Below are 15,856 nucleotides of genomic sequence, written 5' to 3' on the forward strand. Positions count from 1 at the left end.
GCCAGCGGCGGTCACGACAGCGGGCCGGGGGACTCCCGGCGGGTCTCGTCCTCGGCGCTGCTTCCCGGGCCGCCGACAGCGGACGACGGCCGGTAGATGTGGTAGCCGGGCGGAGCGAGCCCCGGTTCGTCGTACTGTGGCGAGCTGGCCTGGGCCGGTGCCGGCGAGGTGGGCGCGGCGTCCTGCGGTGCCGCGGCGGGCTCGTCGGCCGGCTCGTCGTCGGTGGCCAGTTCGTCGTCACCCAGCGGTCGGCCGGCCAGCTTCTCGGCGCGGAGCCGGGTGGCGACCAGCACCCCTCGGACGGCGGCCAGGATGCCCACGCTGGCCGCTACCGCGATGCCGGTACGACCGTTGAACGGGACCAGCCCGAGCCCTCCGCCTGCGACGAAGGCGAGCATCAGCACCGTCTCGGAGTGGGCGAACGAACTGGCCCGCAGCCGTTCCGGGATGCGTTCCTGAATGGAGGCGTCGACGGCGAGCTTGGAAATTCCACTGACCAGCGCGGTGACCAGGCAGAGCAGCGCCACCATCAGCAGTGAGAACTGGATGACGGCCAGCACGCCCACCCCGGCCACGATGATCATGCTGCTGGACTGGATGGCGGTCGGCCGGTGGATGCGCAGGCGGGTGCCGACGGCCGTGGCCAGGAAAGTGCCCACCGCCAGCGCGGCGCCGACCAGCCCCAGCGCCCACTCCGCCCCCAGATCCCGGCCGAACACCCCGGTGGTCAGGTCGCCCTTCTTGATCGCGAAGGCGAGGAACAGCAGCAGGAAGCCGTACATCGCACGCAGGGTCGCGGCACCGATCAGGCTGGCCATCACCAGCCGGCCGGCTGGACGGCCACGACCCAACGGCCGTTCGCCCCGCCGCCGGCCGAACGCCCGCAGCGGCCGGGGGACCCGCTCCGGTGGCTCCGAATCCGCCTTCGGTGGCAGTCGCAGCGAGATGACCATGCCGACGAGGAAGATCACCGACGCGACACGCAGCGGCCACTGCGGCCCGAACCAGAACGCCGCCAACCCGATCGGCGCCACGAGCGCGCCCGCCACAGTGCCGTAGACGCTGGCCCGCGCGCCCACCTGGGAGAGGCCAAGCCCTTCCGGCAGCAGTCGGGGCACCGCCGCGGATCGGGCCACGCCGTACGCGCGGGACAGCGCGAGCACCCCGAAGGCGGCCGGATAGAGCCCGAAGCCGTGGATGTAGTCGGAGATCAGCCAGGCCAGGAACGCCCGGCCGAGCATCGTGGCGGCCAGCGCGTACCGTCGGCCGTGCCGGAAGTGGTCCAGCAGCGGACCCACCACGGGGGCGAGCATCGCGAACGGAACCATCGTCACCAGCAGGTAGAGCGCGACCTTGCTGCGGGCCTCGCCCAGCGGCACGTTGAAGAAGATCGTCCCGGCCAGGCCGATGGCGATCAAGGTGTCGCCCGCGCAGGAGACGGCGTGCAGGTCGAACAGGCGCACCATGCCGACCTCGCCGCCGGCCCCCCTGGTCCGGGCGCGGCCGGCGTGACGGGTCACCCAGCGTCCGCTGCCCACGGAACCACGCAGGAGCAGGCGGACGGCACGGATGCCGGTGCCGACGGTACGCCCGAGGATGGATCGCCCGGAGCGGTTGTACGGCGGCATGTGCACCATCCTCGCCCATCCGCCCCACCTACGCCGCACCACTGCGGGGAAACGTTCCCTGGGAGTCCCTGTCACCCGTGCGGGGCGCATGGGGAACAATGGTGAAGTGACCAGGCCCGTCTCCACCCGTGCCGCCCGCCTCGACCAGGTCTGTGCCGCCGCCGTCGAGGTGGCCCGCGCCGGCATCACCGAGGTGGACGCCGACGACGTCGGCGATCACCTGCAGGTTGTGGCCGAAGGTGACCGGCTGGTCACCCACTACTTCGACTGTCGTCTCGCGGGTTACCAGGGCTGGCGGTGGGCGGTCACGGTGACCCGAGTGCCGCGCAGCCGGACGGTGACGATCTGCGAGACGGTGCTGCTGCCCGGCCCGGACGCGCTGCTCGCGCCCGGCTGGCTGCCCTGGCAGGAACGGCTCAAGCCGGGCGACCTCGGCCCCGGTGACCTGCTGCCGACCTCACCGGAAGACGAGCGCCTGGCGCCTGGCTATCTGCTCTCCGACGACCCCGCGGTCGAGGAGACCGCCTGGGAGTTGGGCCTCGGTCGGGCGCGGGTGCTCTCCCGGGAAGGCCGCGCCGACGCGGCGCAGCGCTGGTACGACGGTGATCACGGCCCCACGGCTGCCATCTCCACCGCCGCTCCGGCCGCTGCCCGATGCGGCACCTGCGGCTTCTACCTGCCGCTGGCAGGTGCGATGCGCCAGGCGTTCGGCGCGTGCGGCAACTTCTACGCCCCCGACGACGGTCGTGTGGTGAGCGCCGACCACGGTTGCGGCGCCCACTCCGAGACGCTTATCGAGGCCGCCGAGACCGCGGTGGAGGATCTTCCGACGGTGTACGACGACAGCGCGGTGGAGGCCATGTCGGTCAGCCGTGCCCCCGGTTCGGTGGAGTCCAGCGAGCCTGCGGAGCCGTACGGGCATTCCTGAGCCTGCGGAGCCGTACGGGCATTCCTGACAGTGCGCGGTGGTGGCCGGACGGGCCGCTGACGTCAGCTCGCTCGGCGGCGGCGCCGCTTGGCGTCGTGACGCATCATCGTGGCGAGGCCGGGGAAGCCCCACAGAAATCCGGCGAGGCAGGTCCAGAGCCAGTTCTGGTGGCCGTTCTCGGTCAGCCAACCCCGGAAGAAGATCAGCAGCACCAGCCCGGCGACCGCCCAGGCGATCAGCCCGGCGACGGCGAACGGCACCATCGGTGGGTCCAGCGGCGCGGGCCGCGGTTGCTGGTCGTTCGGCACGCGGCAAGCGTACGGGATCTACTTCCCCTGCCCGCCAGCGATCTGGGACGATGCCGGCGTCAACCGGAAAGATCACCTGCGAGGACCTGATGGCAGTTCTGCCGCCCGAGAACGGCACACCACCCGCCCCCGCTCATCCACGTAACGGCTTTGACCGCTTTTTTGAGATTTCCGCCCGTGGCTCAACGTTGAGCCGTGAGGTACGTGGTGGCCTGGCGACCTTCTTCACGATGGCGTACATCGTGGTGCTCAACCCCCTGATCCTGGGCGGTGCCGTCGACGGCGACGGAAAGTCCCTCCCGATTCCCGCTCTTGCTGCGGCGACCGCGTTGGTCGCCGGCCTGATGACCATCCTGATGGGTGTGGTCGGCCGCTTCCCGCTCGCGCTCGCCGCGGGCCTGGGCGTGAACGCCCTGGTGGCGTACGAGATCGCGCCGGAGATGACCTGGGCCGACGCCATGGGCCTCGTGGTGATCGAGGGCGTGCTCATCGCGGTGCTGGTGCTGACCGGCCTGCGTACCGCAGTGTTCCGCGCGGTGCCGACGCAGATGAAGACCGCGATCGGCGTCGGTATCGGCCTCTTCCTGACCATCATCGGTCTGGTGGACGCCGGTTTCGTCCGGCGGATCCCGGACGACGCCAACACCACCGTCCCGGTCGGTCTGGGTATCGGCGGCAAGCTGGTGAGCTGGCCGATGCTCGTCTTCGTGGTGGGTCTGCTGATCACCCTGGTCCTCGTGGTGCGGCGGGTGAAGGGCGCGATCCTGATCGGCATCCTGGCGTCCACGGTGCTCGCGGTGATCGTGGAGGCGGTCGGCAACATCGGCCCGTCGTTCGTCAACGGGCAGCCCAACCCGAAGGGCTGGTCGCTGAACGTGCCGGAGTTGCCGAAGACGGTGGTGGACCTGCCGGACCTGTCGCTGCTCGGCAAGTTCAACGTGCTCGACTCGTGGAGTCGGGCCGGCTGGCTGGTCGTGCTGATGTTCGTCTTCACCCTGCTGATCACGGACTTCTTCGACACCATGGGCACGATGGTGGCGGTCGGCCAGGAGGGCGACCTGCTCGACGAGGAGGGCACTCCGCCGAGGGCGAAGGAGATCCTGCTCGTCGACTCGATCGCGGCGGCGGCCGGTGGTGCTGCCAGCACCTCCAGCAACACGTCGTACATCGAGAGTGCCGCAGGTGTCGCGGAGGGTGCCCGGACGGGCGCGGCCAACCTGGTCACCGGCGCCCTGTTCCTGCTGGCGATGTTCCTGGCGCCACTTGTGGTGGTCGTGCCGTTCGAGGCGGCGTCGACGGCCCTGGTGGTGGTCGGTTTCCTCATGATGACGGCGGTGCGGACGATCGACTGGTCCGACTACGAGATCGCCATCCCGGCGTTCCTCACCATCGTGCTGATGCCGTTCACGTACTCGATCTCCAACGGGATCGGTGCTGGTCTGATCACCTTCGTGGTGGTCAAGCTGGCCAAGGGCAAGGCCCGGGAGATCCACCCGTTGCTGTACGGGGTGGCCGCGCTGTTCGTGCTGTACTTCCTGCGTGGGCCGGTCGAGTCCCTGGTGCTCTGACGTCTGCTCCGGGCGGGGAGCGGATCGGACTTCCCGCCCGGAACGGCGCGAATGTTCTCGTGAGGCGAGTCATATTGGATGTCATTAGCCAGGCTTATTAGTTAGGCTAACTACCGTGATGGAGCGGACGGTGACGGCGGAACGCGTGCCACCGGCGCAACTGGCTCCCCAGTTGCGTGATGCGATCACCCGACTCAACCGGCGGGTCCGCCAGGCCCGGCCGGTTGGCGACCTGACGGTCACCCAGCTCTCGGCGCTCACCAGCATCCGGCTGGCGGGCACGATGACGCCGAGGGAACTGGCCGACGTCGAACGGGTGCAGCCGCCGACGATGACCAAGATCGTTGCGAAGTTGGAGGAACGCGGCCTCGTGCGGCGGACCCCCCACCCGACCGACGGCCGGCAGGTCATCCTCGCGGCGACCGAAGAAGGGCAGGCCGTGCTCGACCAGTTCGAGCGGGCCCGCGATGAGTGGCTGGCCCACCGGCTGGCCGCGCTCGACGAGGACCAACGGGAGACCCTGCTCAGGGCCGCCGGGATTCTCCAGCAGCTCGCTCGCGCCTGAGCCCGCGCCACTGGGCCGTGCCGTCACGTGTCGATGACGCGTACGTCCAAGGAGGCGCACCAAGAGTGCAGGCCAAGCTGAGCACGATGTTCCAGTCCCTACAGGTCCGTAACTACCGGCTCTTCGCGTCCGGGCAGCTGATCAAACTGATCGGCGTCTGGATGATGTTCATCGCCCAGGACTGGCTGGTCCTCGAGCTCTCCGACAACTCGGCCACCGCGCTCGGTGTGGTGACCGCCCTTCAGTTCACCCCGGTGCTGCTACTCACGCTGCTCTCCGGCCGGCTCGCCGACCGGTACGACAAGCGGGTGCTGCTCTTCGTCGCCAACGCCTTCTGGACGGTGCTGGCGCTCGGTATGGCAGTGCTGGTCCTCACCGATCTGGTGCAGCTCTGGCACGTCTTCGCGTTCGCCGCGCTGCTCGGCACCGCCAACGCCGTCGAGACCCCGGTCCGCCAGGCGTTCGTCTCCGAGCTGGTCGGCACGCCGCTGCTGCCCAACGCGCTGTCGCTGAACGCCGCAGTGTTCAACTCCGCCCGGATCGTCGGCCCGGCCGTAGCCGGCCTTGCCATCGCCGCCTTCGACGTGGGCCCGGTGTTCCTCGTCACCGCCCTCAGCTCGATCGCCCCGCTGGTCACCGTGGTCCAGATGCGGACCTCCGAGCTGCACCGCGCCGCCCTGCTGCCGCGCGACGAACGGGACTCCGCCCGGGTGATCGACGGACTGCGGTACGTGTGGCGCCGGCCGGACCTGCTGCTGCCGATGGCGGTGATGTCGGTGATCGGCATGTCGCTGTTCAACTTCCAGCTCACCCTCGCCGCGCTGGCCAAGACGGTCTTCCACACCGGTGCCGCCTCCTTCGGCCTGTTCAGCACGGCACTGGCCGTCGGGGCGCTCGGTGGTGCTCTCAGCGGCACCGGCCGGCGCAGCCGACCGTCGGTCTGGCTGGTGCTCGGCGCCGCTGTCGCCTGTGCGAGCTTCGGCACCCTGGTCGGCTTCGCGGGGGCGTACTGGCTGGTCGTGGCGCTGCTGGTGCCCACCGGCTTCTTCATGGTCTTCTTCGCCCAGGCCGCCAACCAGCGCGTCCAGCTCGGCGTGGACGCCGCCTTCCGGGGACGGGTGATGGCCCTGTGGGTGCTGGTGTTCCTGGGCACCAACCCGGTCGGCGCACCGCTGATCGGCTGGGTCGCCGAGCACTTCGGCGCCGGCGCGAGCATCTGGATGGGCGGGCTGATCTCGCTGGCCACCGCGCTTATCGCGCTGGCCTGGCAGCTGCGCCGCTCCGATGCCCGGCTGCGCTTCCGGGTGCTGCCCATGCCCCGCTTCTACGTCGTCTCCGCCAACAGCTGAGCGCGTCAGGAACGGCCCCTTCCTCTCGCAACCCGCGAGGAGGGGGTCGTTCCCTGTACGGGGCACCGGAGCGGGTCCCGATCGGCGGATTGTGCGGATGCGGCCAAATTGCTGGCGAGGCGGCACGACGGGGCTTAGCGTCGATATGTGGAAGTCGGACGCGCGCTGACGCTTGCCCTGGCGCTCATCGCCATGGCCAGCCTGCCGGCGGCGCTCGCCCTGCTCTTCTGCGCCGACGAAATCCTCGACCGGGTGGTCTGTGGCTGGTCGGAGTGGCGTGAACGCCGTCGGGAACGGCGCACCATCGCCCGTCTCGACCGCGCCGTCGAGGCCGACTCGCTGACCCGCGACATCGACCTCAGTGAGTTCGACAGCGCCGACCGGCGTCCTCTGGAGCAGCTCGCCGCCGACCTGCGCCGCCTCGGTGGCCAGCGGCTCGGCAGCAGCGGCCGGTCCATGGTCTGGTACGCGGGGGTGCTCCAGGCGTACGACGACCGGCTCCGTTTGGCCTGCCGCGCCCTCGGCATCACCGAACACCTCGCCGAGCTGACAGGCGTCGACCAGGAGATCGAACGTGTACGGGTCGAGGGTGTGCTGCACGCCGCCGGCCTGACCCTCCCGGCGGCCCGCGCCGGGCACCGTCAACGGCACCGCTGAGCGGCTCGTCGTTGCGGCTCTTCGTCGCGGTCTACCCGCCCGTCGAGGCGGTCACCCACCTCGGCACCCGGGTCGCCGGCCTGCGTGTCGGTGCGGCGGCCGCCGCCGACATCCCGATCCGGCTCGCCGACCCGGCCAACCTCCACCTCACAGTTGCCTTTCTCGGCGAGGTCGAGACCGCCCGGCTGGTCGAGGTCTTCAGCGCTCTAGGGCTGGCCGCCGAACGGTTCCGCGACGGTCGGGACGCCCCGCCCCGGTTGCGGCTCGGCGGCGGTGGTCTGTTCGGCGATGGCCGGCGCACAGTGCTCTGGACAGATGTGCGCGGTGACGTCGAGGCGTTGCGGACGCTGGCCGGGCTGACCCGGGACCGGTTGCGGCACGCCGGCCTGCCGTATGACGAGAAGCCCTTCCGGCCGCACCTGACCATCGCCCGGCCCGGTGACCGGATGGCCCCGGCCGACATCGAGGCCGACCGGGTCACCCTTGACGACTACCGAGGGCCGGAATGGCCGGTCAGCGAACTGCTCCTCGTACGCAGCCACCCCGGCCCGCGCTACGAGCGCCTCGCCGCCTGGCCCCTGTGAGTCGAGGCATCATGGGTCGCAGTCGAGTGTGAACCGAGGCGCACGTCGCAGTCGAGCCGGTGGGTGGGGTCGCGCGGCCCCGCGTCGACAGGAGGCGGATATCGTCGCCCGTCGACGCGGAGCGTCAGGAAGACTCGCGCGCGGCCGGACCGCTGCCGAAGAGAACGTCGTCCCAGCTCGGCAGCCGCTTGCGCGGCTTGCCGGCAGCGTCGGTGGACTCGCCACCGGCCGCAGCCGCGGCACCGGTCCGCCGAGGTCGCAGCACCGCCAGCGACGGCACGGCCGGGACCTCCTTTGGCGCATCCGCGTCGTCGTCGAAGGCCGACCCCTGGCCGCCGCCGAGAAGCGCGGCGGCACCGCCGCCGACAGGTCGCTGCCGGGGCGCGTCCGACCCTGCCAGAGCAGCAGGGGTACGCGGTTCCAGCCCACGACCCGACGAGGCGCCGAGCGGACGGTCCAGTGAGGCGAGCAGGGCGTCCCGGCCAGCCCGGATCGGGTCCCGACCCTGGCGGGGGTGCTCGGACGCGGCCGGCAACCCGTGCCCACCACGGCTCGGTTCACCACGCGACGGGCCGGGCAGGGCGTGCCCACCCCGCTCCGGCGCCGGCTCCTGACCGAGGATCGGCGTGGGCCGCTCGGCGCACAGGTACTGCGCCATGTCGTCGTGCGGCGTGACCGCCTGCCGGGTCTTGTCGAGATCCCAGATGGCCTGCGCGGTGGCCTTGCCGGACGGCCAGGTGGCGATGATCCGCCAGGTGCCGTCGTCGCGCCGGTAGGCGTCCCAGGAGATCTTCTCGGTGTCGATGCCGTGCTGGCTCAGCCGGCCGTTCACCACCTCGGCGAGCGGGGTCGGCTTCTCCGCGCCCTTGAGCCTGGTGCGGCGGGCGTGCTGGGCGAGCATCGCCCGCTCCTGGAGCACCGGCCCGGCGTAGCGAAGCACACGGTCCACAGGCACACCGGCGATCCGGGCGACGTCCTCGGCGGACTCACCGGAGCGGATGCGGGCCTGGATGTCCCGAGGAGACAGCGAGGGAACCGGGTCGACGGTCGTCGGCGCCGCCGGAAGGGGCGGTGCGCCGGGCTCGGCGTGCAACGCGCCGGCGATCCGCTCGTCGATCGGCAGGGCTAGCAGCCGCCCGACCTCGTCGGCGAGAACCAGGGCATGGCCGTCCTCGGAGAGGGCGACGAAGCGTACTGGGCGCATTGCGTTGCCTCCGTCCCGCTTCGCTGGCCGCACGCCACGAGTCGGCCACCCAGGCGTCTCTGACCACCGTACGCGCATCTGTCTCGGGGTGGGGGAAGCGACACCCCGCATGTCGCGACTGAGCTGCGGCGATGATCACGGTCGGTGTCGGTCGGGGCTCCGACCAACACCGACCGTGACGATCGTCAGAGGCGCTCGACCACGTAGTCGATGGAGGCGGTGAGCGCCTCGACATCGGACGGCTCGACGGCCGGGAACAGCGCCACCCGCAGCTGGTTGCGGCCGAGCTTGCGGTACGGCTCGGTGTCGACGATGCCATTGGCGCGCAGCGCCTTGGCGATCGCCGTGGCGTCCACACCGTCGGCGAAGTCGATGGTCGCGACCACGTTGGACCGCAGCGCCGGGTCGGTCACGAACGGAGTGGCCACTGTGGACCGCTCCGCCCAGCCGTACACCGTCGCGGCGCTCTCGGCGGTGCGCTTTGCCGCCCAGGCCAGGCCACCCTGCGCGTTCATCCAGTCGGTCTGCTCGGCGGCCAGGAAGATGGTCGCCAGCGCCGGAGTGTTGTACGTCTGCTCCAGCCGCGAGTTGTCGATCGCGGTGGTCAGATCCAGGAAGGCCGGGATGTAGCGGCCGGACGCCTTGATCTCGGCGGCCCGCTCCAGCGCGGCAGGCGACATCAGGGCCAGCCAGAGGCCACCGTCGGAGCCGAAGCACTTCTGCGGCGCGAAGTAGTAGACGTCGGTCTCGCCGACGTTGACCTCCAGGCCACCGGCGCCGGAGGTGGCGTCGACAAGCAGCAGCGAGCCCTCGTCCGCGCCCGCGACCCGACTGATCGGCACGGCCACACCGGTCGAGGTCTCGTTGTGCGGCGTCGCGTAGACGTCCACGCCGGCCTCGGCGACAAGGGTGGGCGCGCTGCCCGCGTCGGCCTTGCGGACGGTCGGCTCGCCCAGGAACGGGGCGTCCTTTACCGACTTCGCGAACTTGGCACCGAACTCGCCGAAGCTGGCGAACTGCGCACGGTCCCGGACGAGGCCGAACGTGGCGACCTCCCAGAACGCGGTGGTGCCGCCGTTGCCGATCACGACCTCGTAGCCCTCGGGCAGCGAGAAGAACTCGGCGATGCCGGAGCGCAGCCGGGCAACCTGGTCACGGACCGTCTTCTGCCGGTGCGAGGTGCCCAGGAAGCTGGTGGCCACGTCGGCGAGAGCGGACACGGCCGCAGGCCGGACCTTGGACGGGCCGCAGCCGAACCGGCCGTCAGCGGGCTTGATCTCGTCGGGAATCCGGATGATCGAGGCGTCAGCCACGGTATGAAGGTCCTTCCGCAAGGGCTAGGGCGGGCCCGGCGACACTGCCGGCCCCCATCCTCGCACCAGGATCCGGCGGTGAAGGCCAGGCCCTCACCTGCAGGCCTGAGTCCTTCACCACACTCACCCCCGCCGCGACGAAGGAAGGGCCCCTTCTTAACAGCAGGCGTTAGAAAGGGGCCCCTCCTCTACGCCAGGCGTTAAGAAGGGGCCCTTCCTTACACCTCAGACGCCGTGGGGGATGGCGGCCCAGCCTTCGACGTCGGACGGCTTGCGGGTTTCCGGGCCGACGTAGCGGGCGGACGGGCGGACCAGCCGCTGCAGGCGCTTCTGCTCCAGGATGTGCGCGCTCCAGCCGCCCATCCGGGCGCAGGTGAACATCGAGGTGAACATGTGCGCCGGCACCTCGGCGAAGTCCAGCACGACGGCCGACCAGAACTCGACGTTGGTGGCGAGCACCCGGTCCGGGCGACGTGCCTGCAACTCGGCGAGGGCAGCCTTCTCCAGCGCCTCGGCGATCTCGAAGCGCGGCGCGCCCAGCTCCTTGGCGGTGCGCCGGAGCACGCGGGCGCGCGGGTCCTCGGCACGGTAGACCCGGTGGCCGAAGCCCATCAGCCGCTCGCCGCGGTCGAGGACGCCCTTGACGTACCCCTCGGCGTCGCCGCTGCGCTCAACGGCCTCCAGCATGCTGAGCACCCGGGACGGTGCGCCGCCGTGCAGCGGGCCGGAGAGGGCTCCGATGCCGGAGGAGATGCACGCCGCCGCGTCCGCCCCGGTGGAGGCGACGATGCGGGCGGTGAAGGTGGAGGCGTTCAGGCCGTGCTCGGCGGCCGAGATGAAGTACGCGTCGACGGCCTTGACGTGGCGGGGGTCGGGCTCGCCACGCCAGCGCTTCATGAACCGCTCGACGATTGTCTGCGCCTTGTCGATCTCCTTCTGCGGCACGGCCGGCAGGCCGAGGCCCCGGGCGGACTGCGCGACGAAGGAGAGCGCGGTCACCGAGACCCGGGCGAGATCTTCACGGGCCTGCTCGTCGGAGATGTCGAGCAGTTGGTTGAGCCCCCAGTACGGGGCCAGCATGGCGACCGCCGACTGCACGTCGACCCGGATGTCACCGGAGTGCACCGGCACCGGGAACGGCTCCGCCGGCGGCAGGCCCGGCCCGAACCGGCCGTCGACAAGCAGCGCCCACACGTTGCCGAACGAGACCTGGCCGATCAGATCCTCGATGTCGACCCCGCGATAGCGCAGCGCGCCACCTTCGCGGTCTGGTTCGGCGATCTCGGTCTCGAAGGCTACGACGCCCTCCAGCCCGGGTTTGAAATCGGCCATGTCGCTCTCCTGGATCTGCTCGGTGCGCCCGATCAGCTCATCCGGCCGGTCGGCCGGGCGCCTTAGGCGACCCTCAGGGATGTGTTCGGAACATCTTGCCTGCTGCGTCAGCGGATACGCGACCCACGGCGACTGTGCCGCACGCGACACCCCCGGGCGCGCATATTCCACGCCGCTCGGTGAGACTGGGCGGTGCGGGCTGGTCAGCGCGGGAGTGCGCGACCGGGCCGCCGAGAAGGAGTAGGACGTGACGGGCGACACACCTGGTCCGGCCGCGATGCGTAACGAGTACGCCGCGGAGCTGGGCCTGACCGAGGCCGACCTGGCCGGTGACTGGCACACCCAGTTCGACAGCTGGTTCGCCGACGCGGTTGCCTTCGGGCTACCCGAGCCGAACGCGATGGTGGTGGGCACCGCCGACGCCGCCGGCCGGCCGAGCGGCCGGACCGTGCTGCTGAAGGGGTACGACTCCGACGGCTTCGTCTTCTTCACCAACCACCTGTCCCGCAAGGGAGTCGAGGCGGCTGCCAACCCGTACGCCAGTCTGGTCTTTCCGTGGTTCGCCATGCAGCGGCAGGTGGTCGTGGCGGGCCGGATCGCCCCGGTGGAGGCCCCGGTGACCGAGGCGTACTTCGCCAGCCGGCCGCGCGGCTCCCAGCTGGGCGCCTGGGCCAGCCCGCAGTCGCAGGTGGTGCCGGATCGGGCCGTGCTCGAGGAGCGCTATCGGGAGGTGGCCGAGCGGTTCGCCGACGAGGCCGTCATCCCGCCCCCACCGAACTGGGGTGGCCTGCGGGTCCGGCCCGATTCGGTGGAGTTCTGGCAGGGCCGGGCCGGTCGACTGCACGACAGGTTGCGGTTCCGGCGCACCGACGAGGGGCCACCCGGTGGCGTCCCGAGCGGCGACGGGAGCTGGATCGTCGAGCGGCTGGCACCGTGACGGGCGTGCAGGAGGCCCGGCGGCGGGCAGGACGCCGCTGGGCGATCGACGTACGTCCGCTGCGCGTCCCCGCGTACCGGCGGCTCTGGCTCGGCAACACCGTGGCGATGTTCGGCTTCCAGTTCACTGCCGTCGCCGTGCCTGTGGAGATGTACGCCCTGACGAAGGACTCGTTCTGGGTCGGCCTGCTGGGCGTGGCGGCCTTCGTACCGTTGCTGATCTTCGGGCTCTGGGGCGGCGCCATCGCCGACGCCCGCGACCGCCGGGTGGTGTTGCTCGGCGGGTCGGTGCTGCTCTGGGCGTCCACCCTTGGCCTGCTGGTGCAGGCGCTGCTGAACGTGGGCAGCCCGGTGCTGCTGTTGGCGCTGATGGCGGTGCAGTCGGTGGCGTTCGCGATCAGTTCCCCGGCCCGTAGCGCCATGCTGCCCCGACTGGTGCCGGACAACCTCGTGCCGGCTGCCAGCACCCTGAACTACACGACGTTCACCGCGGCCTCGGTGGCCGGGCCGCTCGCCGCCGGCCTGATCCTCGCGGCCTCCACCGACACCAGGCTCGTCCTGTCGATCGCGTACGGCGTGGACGCGGTGCTGTTCACAGCGATGCTCTGGGCAGCCCTGCGCCTGCCGTCGCTGCCGCCGGAGCCGAGCCCCGACGGTGAGCCCCGCCGTGCCGGCCTGGCAAGCGTTGTCGACGGGTTCCGCTACCTGGCGACCACGCCGGTGCTGCTGCTCTCCTTCGGGGTGGACCTGATCGCGATGATCCTGGCCATGCCCCGGGCGCTGTTCCCGGAGATCGCCCACGAACGCTTCGGAGGTGGTGGAGCGGTCGGCCTGCTCTACGCCGCCATCGCGATCGGCTCGATGATCGGGGGGTTGACCTCCGGTTGGATCGGTCGACTCCGCAGGCAGGGGCTCGGCCTGGTGGTCGCTGTGGTCGCCTGGGGCCTGGCGATCGCAGCCGCCGGGTTGGCCCACCACCTCTGGCTGATGGTGGTGCTGCTCGCCGTCGCCGGTGCCGCCGACCTGGTCAGCGCGGTCCTGCGGCAGTCGATGCTGCTGGTCTACGCGCCGGACCGGATGCGTGGTCGGCTCCAGGGCGTCAACACGGTGGTGGTGGCCGGCGGGCCGCGGCTTGGTGACCTGCGGGCCGGCACCATGGCCGCCGGCTTCGGTGGCGGGGTGGCCTGGGTGGCCGGCGGCCTCGCCTCGGCGGCGCTCGTGGTGGTGCTCGCGGTCGCCTTCCCGGCCCTGGTGCGCTACCGCGCCGCGACGGCGTCGAGCGGCGATCGGGCCTGACGGAGCCGGACAAGGGGCGGCGATCGCGCATGACAGGCGGTGGGCGGTGGGCGGCGAGCGGCCGTGACCGTGTCGAGCGGCGCGCGGGGGTGACCGGTTAGGGTCGCCGGCATGGACACCCCCGACCAGCGCCCCTTCTCCGGCGCCCAGTGGACCATCGCCGCCGCCGGCCACGAGGCCGTCATCGTCGAGGTGGGCGGCGGCCTGCGGACGTACCGGAAGGACGGCGTCGACCTGCTCGACGGGTACGCGACCGACGAGGTCTGCCCCGGCTGCGCCGGACAGGTGCTGGCGCCCTGGCCGAACCGGATCCGGGACGGCCGCTACCCGTTCGCCGACCGTACGCATCAGCTCGCGCTGACCGAGCCGGAGCGGCACGTGGCCATCCACGGGCTTGTCAACTGGGTGCCGTGGCGGCTGCTGGAGCAGACGGCGGACTCGGTGACGGTCGGCTACGACCTGCCGCCGCAGCCTGGCTACCCGTGGCCGTTGCGGCTGCTCAGCCGCTGGAGCGTCGGCGTGGACGGTCTGCGCGCCGAGCACGAGGTGACGAACGTCGGTGCCGAGGTGGCGCCGTTCGGCTTCTCCGTGCACCCGTACCTGCAACTGCCGGGCGTCGCGGTGGACGACCTGGTCATGCGGCTGCCGACGCGTACCCGGGTGCTTGTGGACGGCCGGCTGCTGCCGGTGGGGGTCACCCCGGTGGCAGGCACCGAGTACGACTGGACCAGCCCGCGCCGGATCGGCGGGGTCGAGTTGGATCTCTGCTTCGGTGACGTGATTCGGGACGCCGACGGCGGCTCGTCGGTGAGTCTGACCGCTCCGGACGGCTCGTCAGGGGTGAGTATCTGGGCGGACGCGGAGTTCGGCTGGTGGCAGGTGTTCACTGGTGACGCGCTCACCGGCGAGCGGCACCGGCGTTCGGTGGCGATCGAGCCGATGACCTGCCCGCCGGACGCGTTCCGCTCCGGCAGGGACGTACTCACGCTCAAGCCCGGCACCACCTGGCGGGGCGCCTGGGGCATCCGGCCCGGGGCCTGAGCGGGCGGGAGAAGAGGGCGGGGAGATGGAGTTCGCCGAGGTCGTCCGGCGCCGGAGGATGGTGCGCAACTACGACCCGGACCGCCCGGTCCCGCCCGGCGTGGTGGACCGGCTGCTCGACCACGCGATCCGTGCGCCGTCGGCCGGCTTCACCCAGGGCTGGGGTTTCCTGGTGCTGGAGGAGTCGGCCGACCGGGAGCGGTTCTGGGCGGCCGCGACGCCCGGAGGCGGAGGGCGGGAGCGCTGGCTGGCCGGCATGCGCAGGGCACCGCTGATCGTGGTGCCGCACGCCAACGAGTCGGCCTACCTGCGGCGGTACGCGGAGTCGGACAAGGGTTGGACGGATCAGTCCACCGATCGCTGGCCGGTGCCCTACTGGTACGTGGACACCGGCTTCGCCTCGCTGCTGATGTTGCTCACCGCAGTGGACGAGGGGCTGGGGGCTTGTTTCTTCGGGATTCCGCCGCAGCGGCTGGCCGCGTACCGGGAGGCGTTTGGCGTGCCGGCGGAGTTCCGCCCCATCGGCGCGGTCACGATCGGTTATCCCGCACCTGACCATCGGTCACCATCGCTGCGCCGAGGACGTCGTGGAGTGGACGACGTGGTGCGACGTGGGCGGTGGAGCTGAGTCATTCCTCCCAGTTGTCCGGCTGAGGAACGGACGACGGGTAGCGAAACTGACATCAGGGAGCAGAACGCTGCGTGCGCTGGGCCGCTAGGCTGGCACGGTCATCGGTGCCGCGCCGCGCGGTGCCCGCCGCGGCCCGGCTCGGCGCCGTCGGTCGGCCCGGCCACGGGGAGGGGAGCGTGCCGTCGTGATCTTCAGAGCGGTCCGGGACGGGCGTCCCTATCCGGAGCACAACCTGACGCTCAAGCAGTGGGCGGAGATCCCGCCCCGCCCGCTGCGCCTGGACCAGTTGATCACCACCAAGCGTGAGCTGGCGCTCGACAAGCTGCTCGCCGAGGATTCCACCTTCTACGGTGACCTCTTTCCGCACGTGGTGCAGTGGAACGGCGGGCTCTATCTGGAGGACGGTCTGCACCGTGCCCTGCGCGCGGCCCTTCAGCAGCGCAACCAGATCCACGCTCGGGTGCTCGTGCTCTCCGGGTCGACCGAGTGACGAGCACTTCTGCCACGCCCTGAGCC

16 protein-coding genes are annotated in these 15,856 nt (G+C 71.3%); 11 read left to right on the forward strand and 5 right to left on the reverse strand.

Features of this window, described 5'->3' with window-relative positions; genetic code table 11:
- Positions 1-11: 11 nt before the first annotated feature.
- Complete coding sequence (locus ADK66_RS23405; protein WP_053659413.1) at positions 12-1,628, reverse strand: MFS transporter; 1,617 nt, start codon at positions 1,626-1,628, stop codon at positions 12-14.
- 88 nt (positions 1,629-1,716) lie between these two features.
- Here ADK66_RS23405 and ADK66_RS23410 point away from each other — a divergent pair, with 88 nt between their 5' ends.
- Positions 1,717-2,556 (forward strand): DUF3027 domain-containing protein, encoded by an 840-nt coding sequence (locus ADK66_RS23410; protein WP_053658834.1) that lies wholly within the window; start codon positions 1,717-1,719, stop codon positions 2,554-2,556.
- A 62-nt stretch (positions 2,557-2,618) separates the two neighbouring features.
- Here the strand turns inward: ADK66_RS23410 and ADK66_RS23415 are convergent, their stop codons facing one another.
- Entirely contained in the window at positions 2,619-2,819 is a 201-nt protein-coding gene (locus tag ADK66_RS23415; RefSeq protein ID WP_053659415.1) for a DUF2530 domain-containing protein, read from the reverse strand.
- Positions 2,820-2,953: 134 nt separating this feature from the next.
- Between ADK66_RS23415 and ADK66_RS23420 the strand changes: the two genes are divergently transcribed.
- From ADK66_RS23420 to thpR, 5 genes are all read left to right on the forward strand, one after another.
- A complete protein-coding gene (locus ADK66_RS23420) occupies positions 2,954-4,432 on the forward strand; it encodes an NCS2 family permease (RefSeq protein ID WP_157552862.1) in 1,479 nt (492 codons plus the stop codon).
- Positions 4,433-4,547: 115 nt separating this feature from the next.
- Entirely contained in the window at positions 4,548-4,997 is a 450-nt protein-coding gene (locus tag ADK66_RS23425; protein ID WP_197281622.1) for a MarR family winged helix-turn-helix transcriptional regulator, read from the forward strand.
- A 65-nt stretch (positions 4,998-5,062) separates the two neighbouring features.
- The gene (locus ADK66_RS23430) at positions 5,063-6,346 is read left to right on the forward strand and encodes an MFS transporter (protein WP_053658838.1); all 1,284 of its coding nucleotides are present in this window, start codon (positions 5,063-5,065) and stop codon (positions 6,344-6,346) included.
- Between the two features lie 147 nt (positions 6,347-6,493).
- Positions 6,494-7,003, forward strand: a complete 510-nt coding sequence (locus tag ADK66_RS23435) for a hypothetical protein (RefSeq protein WP_053658840.1) — start codon at positions 6,494-6,496, stop codon at positions 7,001-7,003.
- An 11-nt stretch (positions 7,004-7,014) separates the two neighbouring features.
- A complete protein-coding gene (gene thpR / locus ADK66_RS23440; protein ID WP_053658842.1) occupies positions 7,015-7,587 on the forward strand; it encodes an RNA 2',3'-cyclic phosphodiesterase in 573 nt (190 codons plus the stop codon).
- A 124-nt stretch (positions 7,588-7,711) separates the two neighbouring features.
- Here the strand turns inward: thpR and sepH are convergent, their stop codons facing one another.
- From sepH to ADK66_RS23455, 3 genes are all read right to left on the reverse strand, one after another.
- On the reverse strand, positions 7,712-8,791 hold the full coding sequence (gene sepH, locus ADK66_RS23445) for a septation protein SepH (RefSeq protein ID WP_053658844.1): 1,080 nt from the start codon (positions 8,789-8,791) through the stop codon (positions 7,712-7,714).
- A gap of 185 nt (positions 8,792-8,976) precedes the next feature.
- A complete protein-coding gene (serC, locus tag ADK66_RS23450) occupies positions 8,977-10,104 on the reverse strand; it encodes a phosphoserine transaminase (RefSeq protein ID WP_053658846.1) in 1,128 nt (375 codons plus the stop codon).
- Between the two features lie 225 nt (positions 10,105-10,329).
- The gene (locus tag ADK66_RS23455) at positions 10,330-11,436 is read right to left on the reverse strand and encodes a citrate synthase 2 (protein ID WP_030329620.1); all 1,107 of its coding nucleotides are present in this window, start codon (positions 11,434-11,436) and stop codon (positions 10,330-10,332) included.
- Positions 11,437-11,713: 277 nt separating this feature from the next.
- On the opposite strand from ADK66_RS23455, the gene pdxH reads away from it, so the two are divergent.
- From pdxH to ADK66_RS23480, 5 genes are all read left to right on the forward strand, one after another.
- Positions 11,714-12,373, forward strand: a complete 660-nt coding sequence (pdxH, locus tag ADK66_RS23460; protein WP_053658848.1) for a pyridoxamine 5'-phosphate oxidase — start codon at positions 11,714-11,716, stop codon at positions 12,371-12,373.
- Positions 12,370-13,668, forward strand: a complete 1,299-nt coding sequence (locus ADK66_RS23465) for an MFS transporter (protein WP_053658850.1) — start codon at positions 12,370-12,372, stop codon at positions 13,666-13,668. The genes pdxH and ADK66_RS23465 overlap by 4 nt, the downstream gene beginning before the upstream one ends.
- A gap of 111 nt (positions 13,669-13,779) precedes the next feature.
- Entirely contained in the window at positions 13,780-14,709 is a 930-nt protein-coding gene (locus ADK66_RS23470) for an aldose 1-epimerase family protein (protein WP_053658852.1), read from the forward strand.
- Positions 14,710-14,734: 25 nt separating this feature from the next.
- Positions 14,735-15,337: a nitroreductase family protein gene (locus tag ADK66_RS23475; RefSeq protein WP_053658853.1), complete on the forward strand. Its 603-nt coding sequence runs from the start codon at positions 14,735-14,737 to the stop codon at positions 15,335-15,337.
- A 187-nt stretch (positions 15,338-15,524) separates the two neighbouring features.
- Positions 15,525-15,830, forward strand: a complete 306-nt coding sequence (locus tag ADK66_RS23480; protein WP_053658855.1) for a type II toxin-antitoxin system VapB family antitoxin — start codon at positions 15,525-15,527, stop codon at positions 15,828-15,830.
- The last annotated feature ends 26 nt before the right edge of the window (positions 15,831-15,856 follow it).

Source organism: Micromonospora sp. NRRL B-16802 (assembly GCF_001279555.1).
GTDB classification, from domain to species: domain Bacteria; phylum Actinomycetota; class Actinomycetes; order Mycobacteriales; family Micromonosporaceae; genus Micromonospora; species Micromonospora profundi.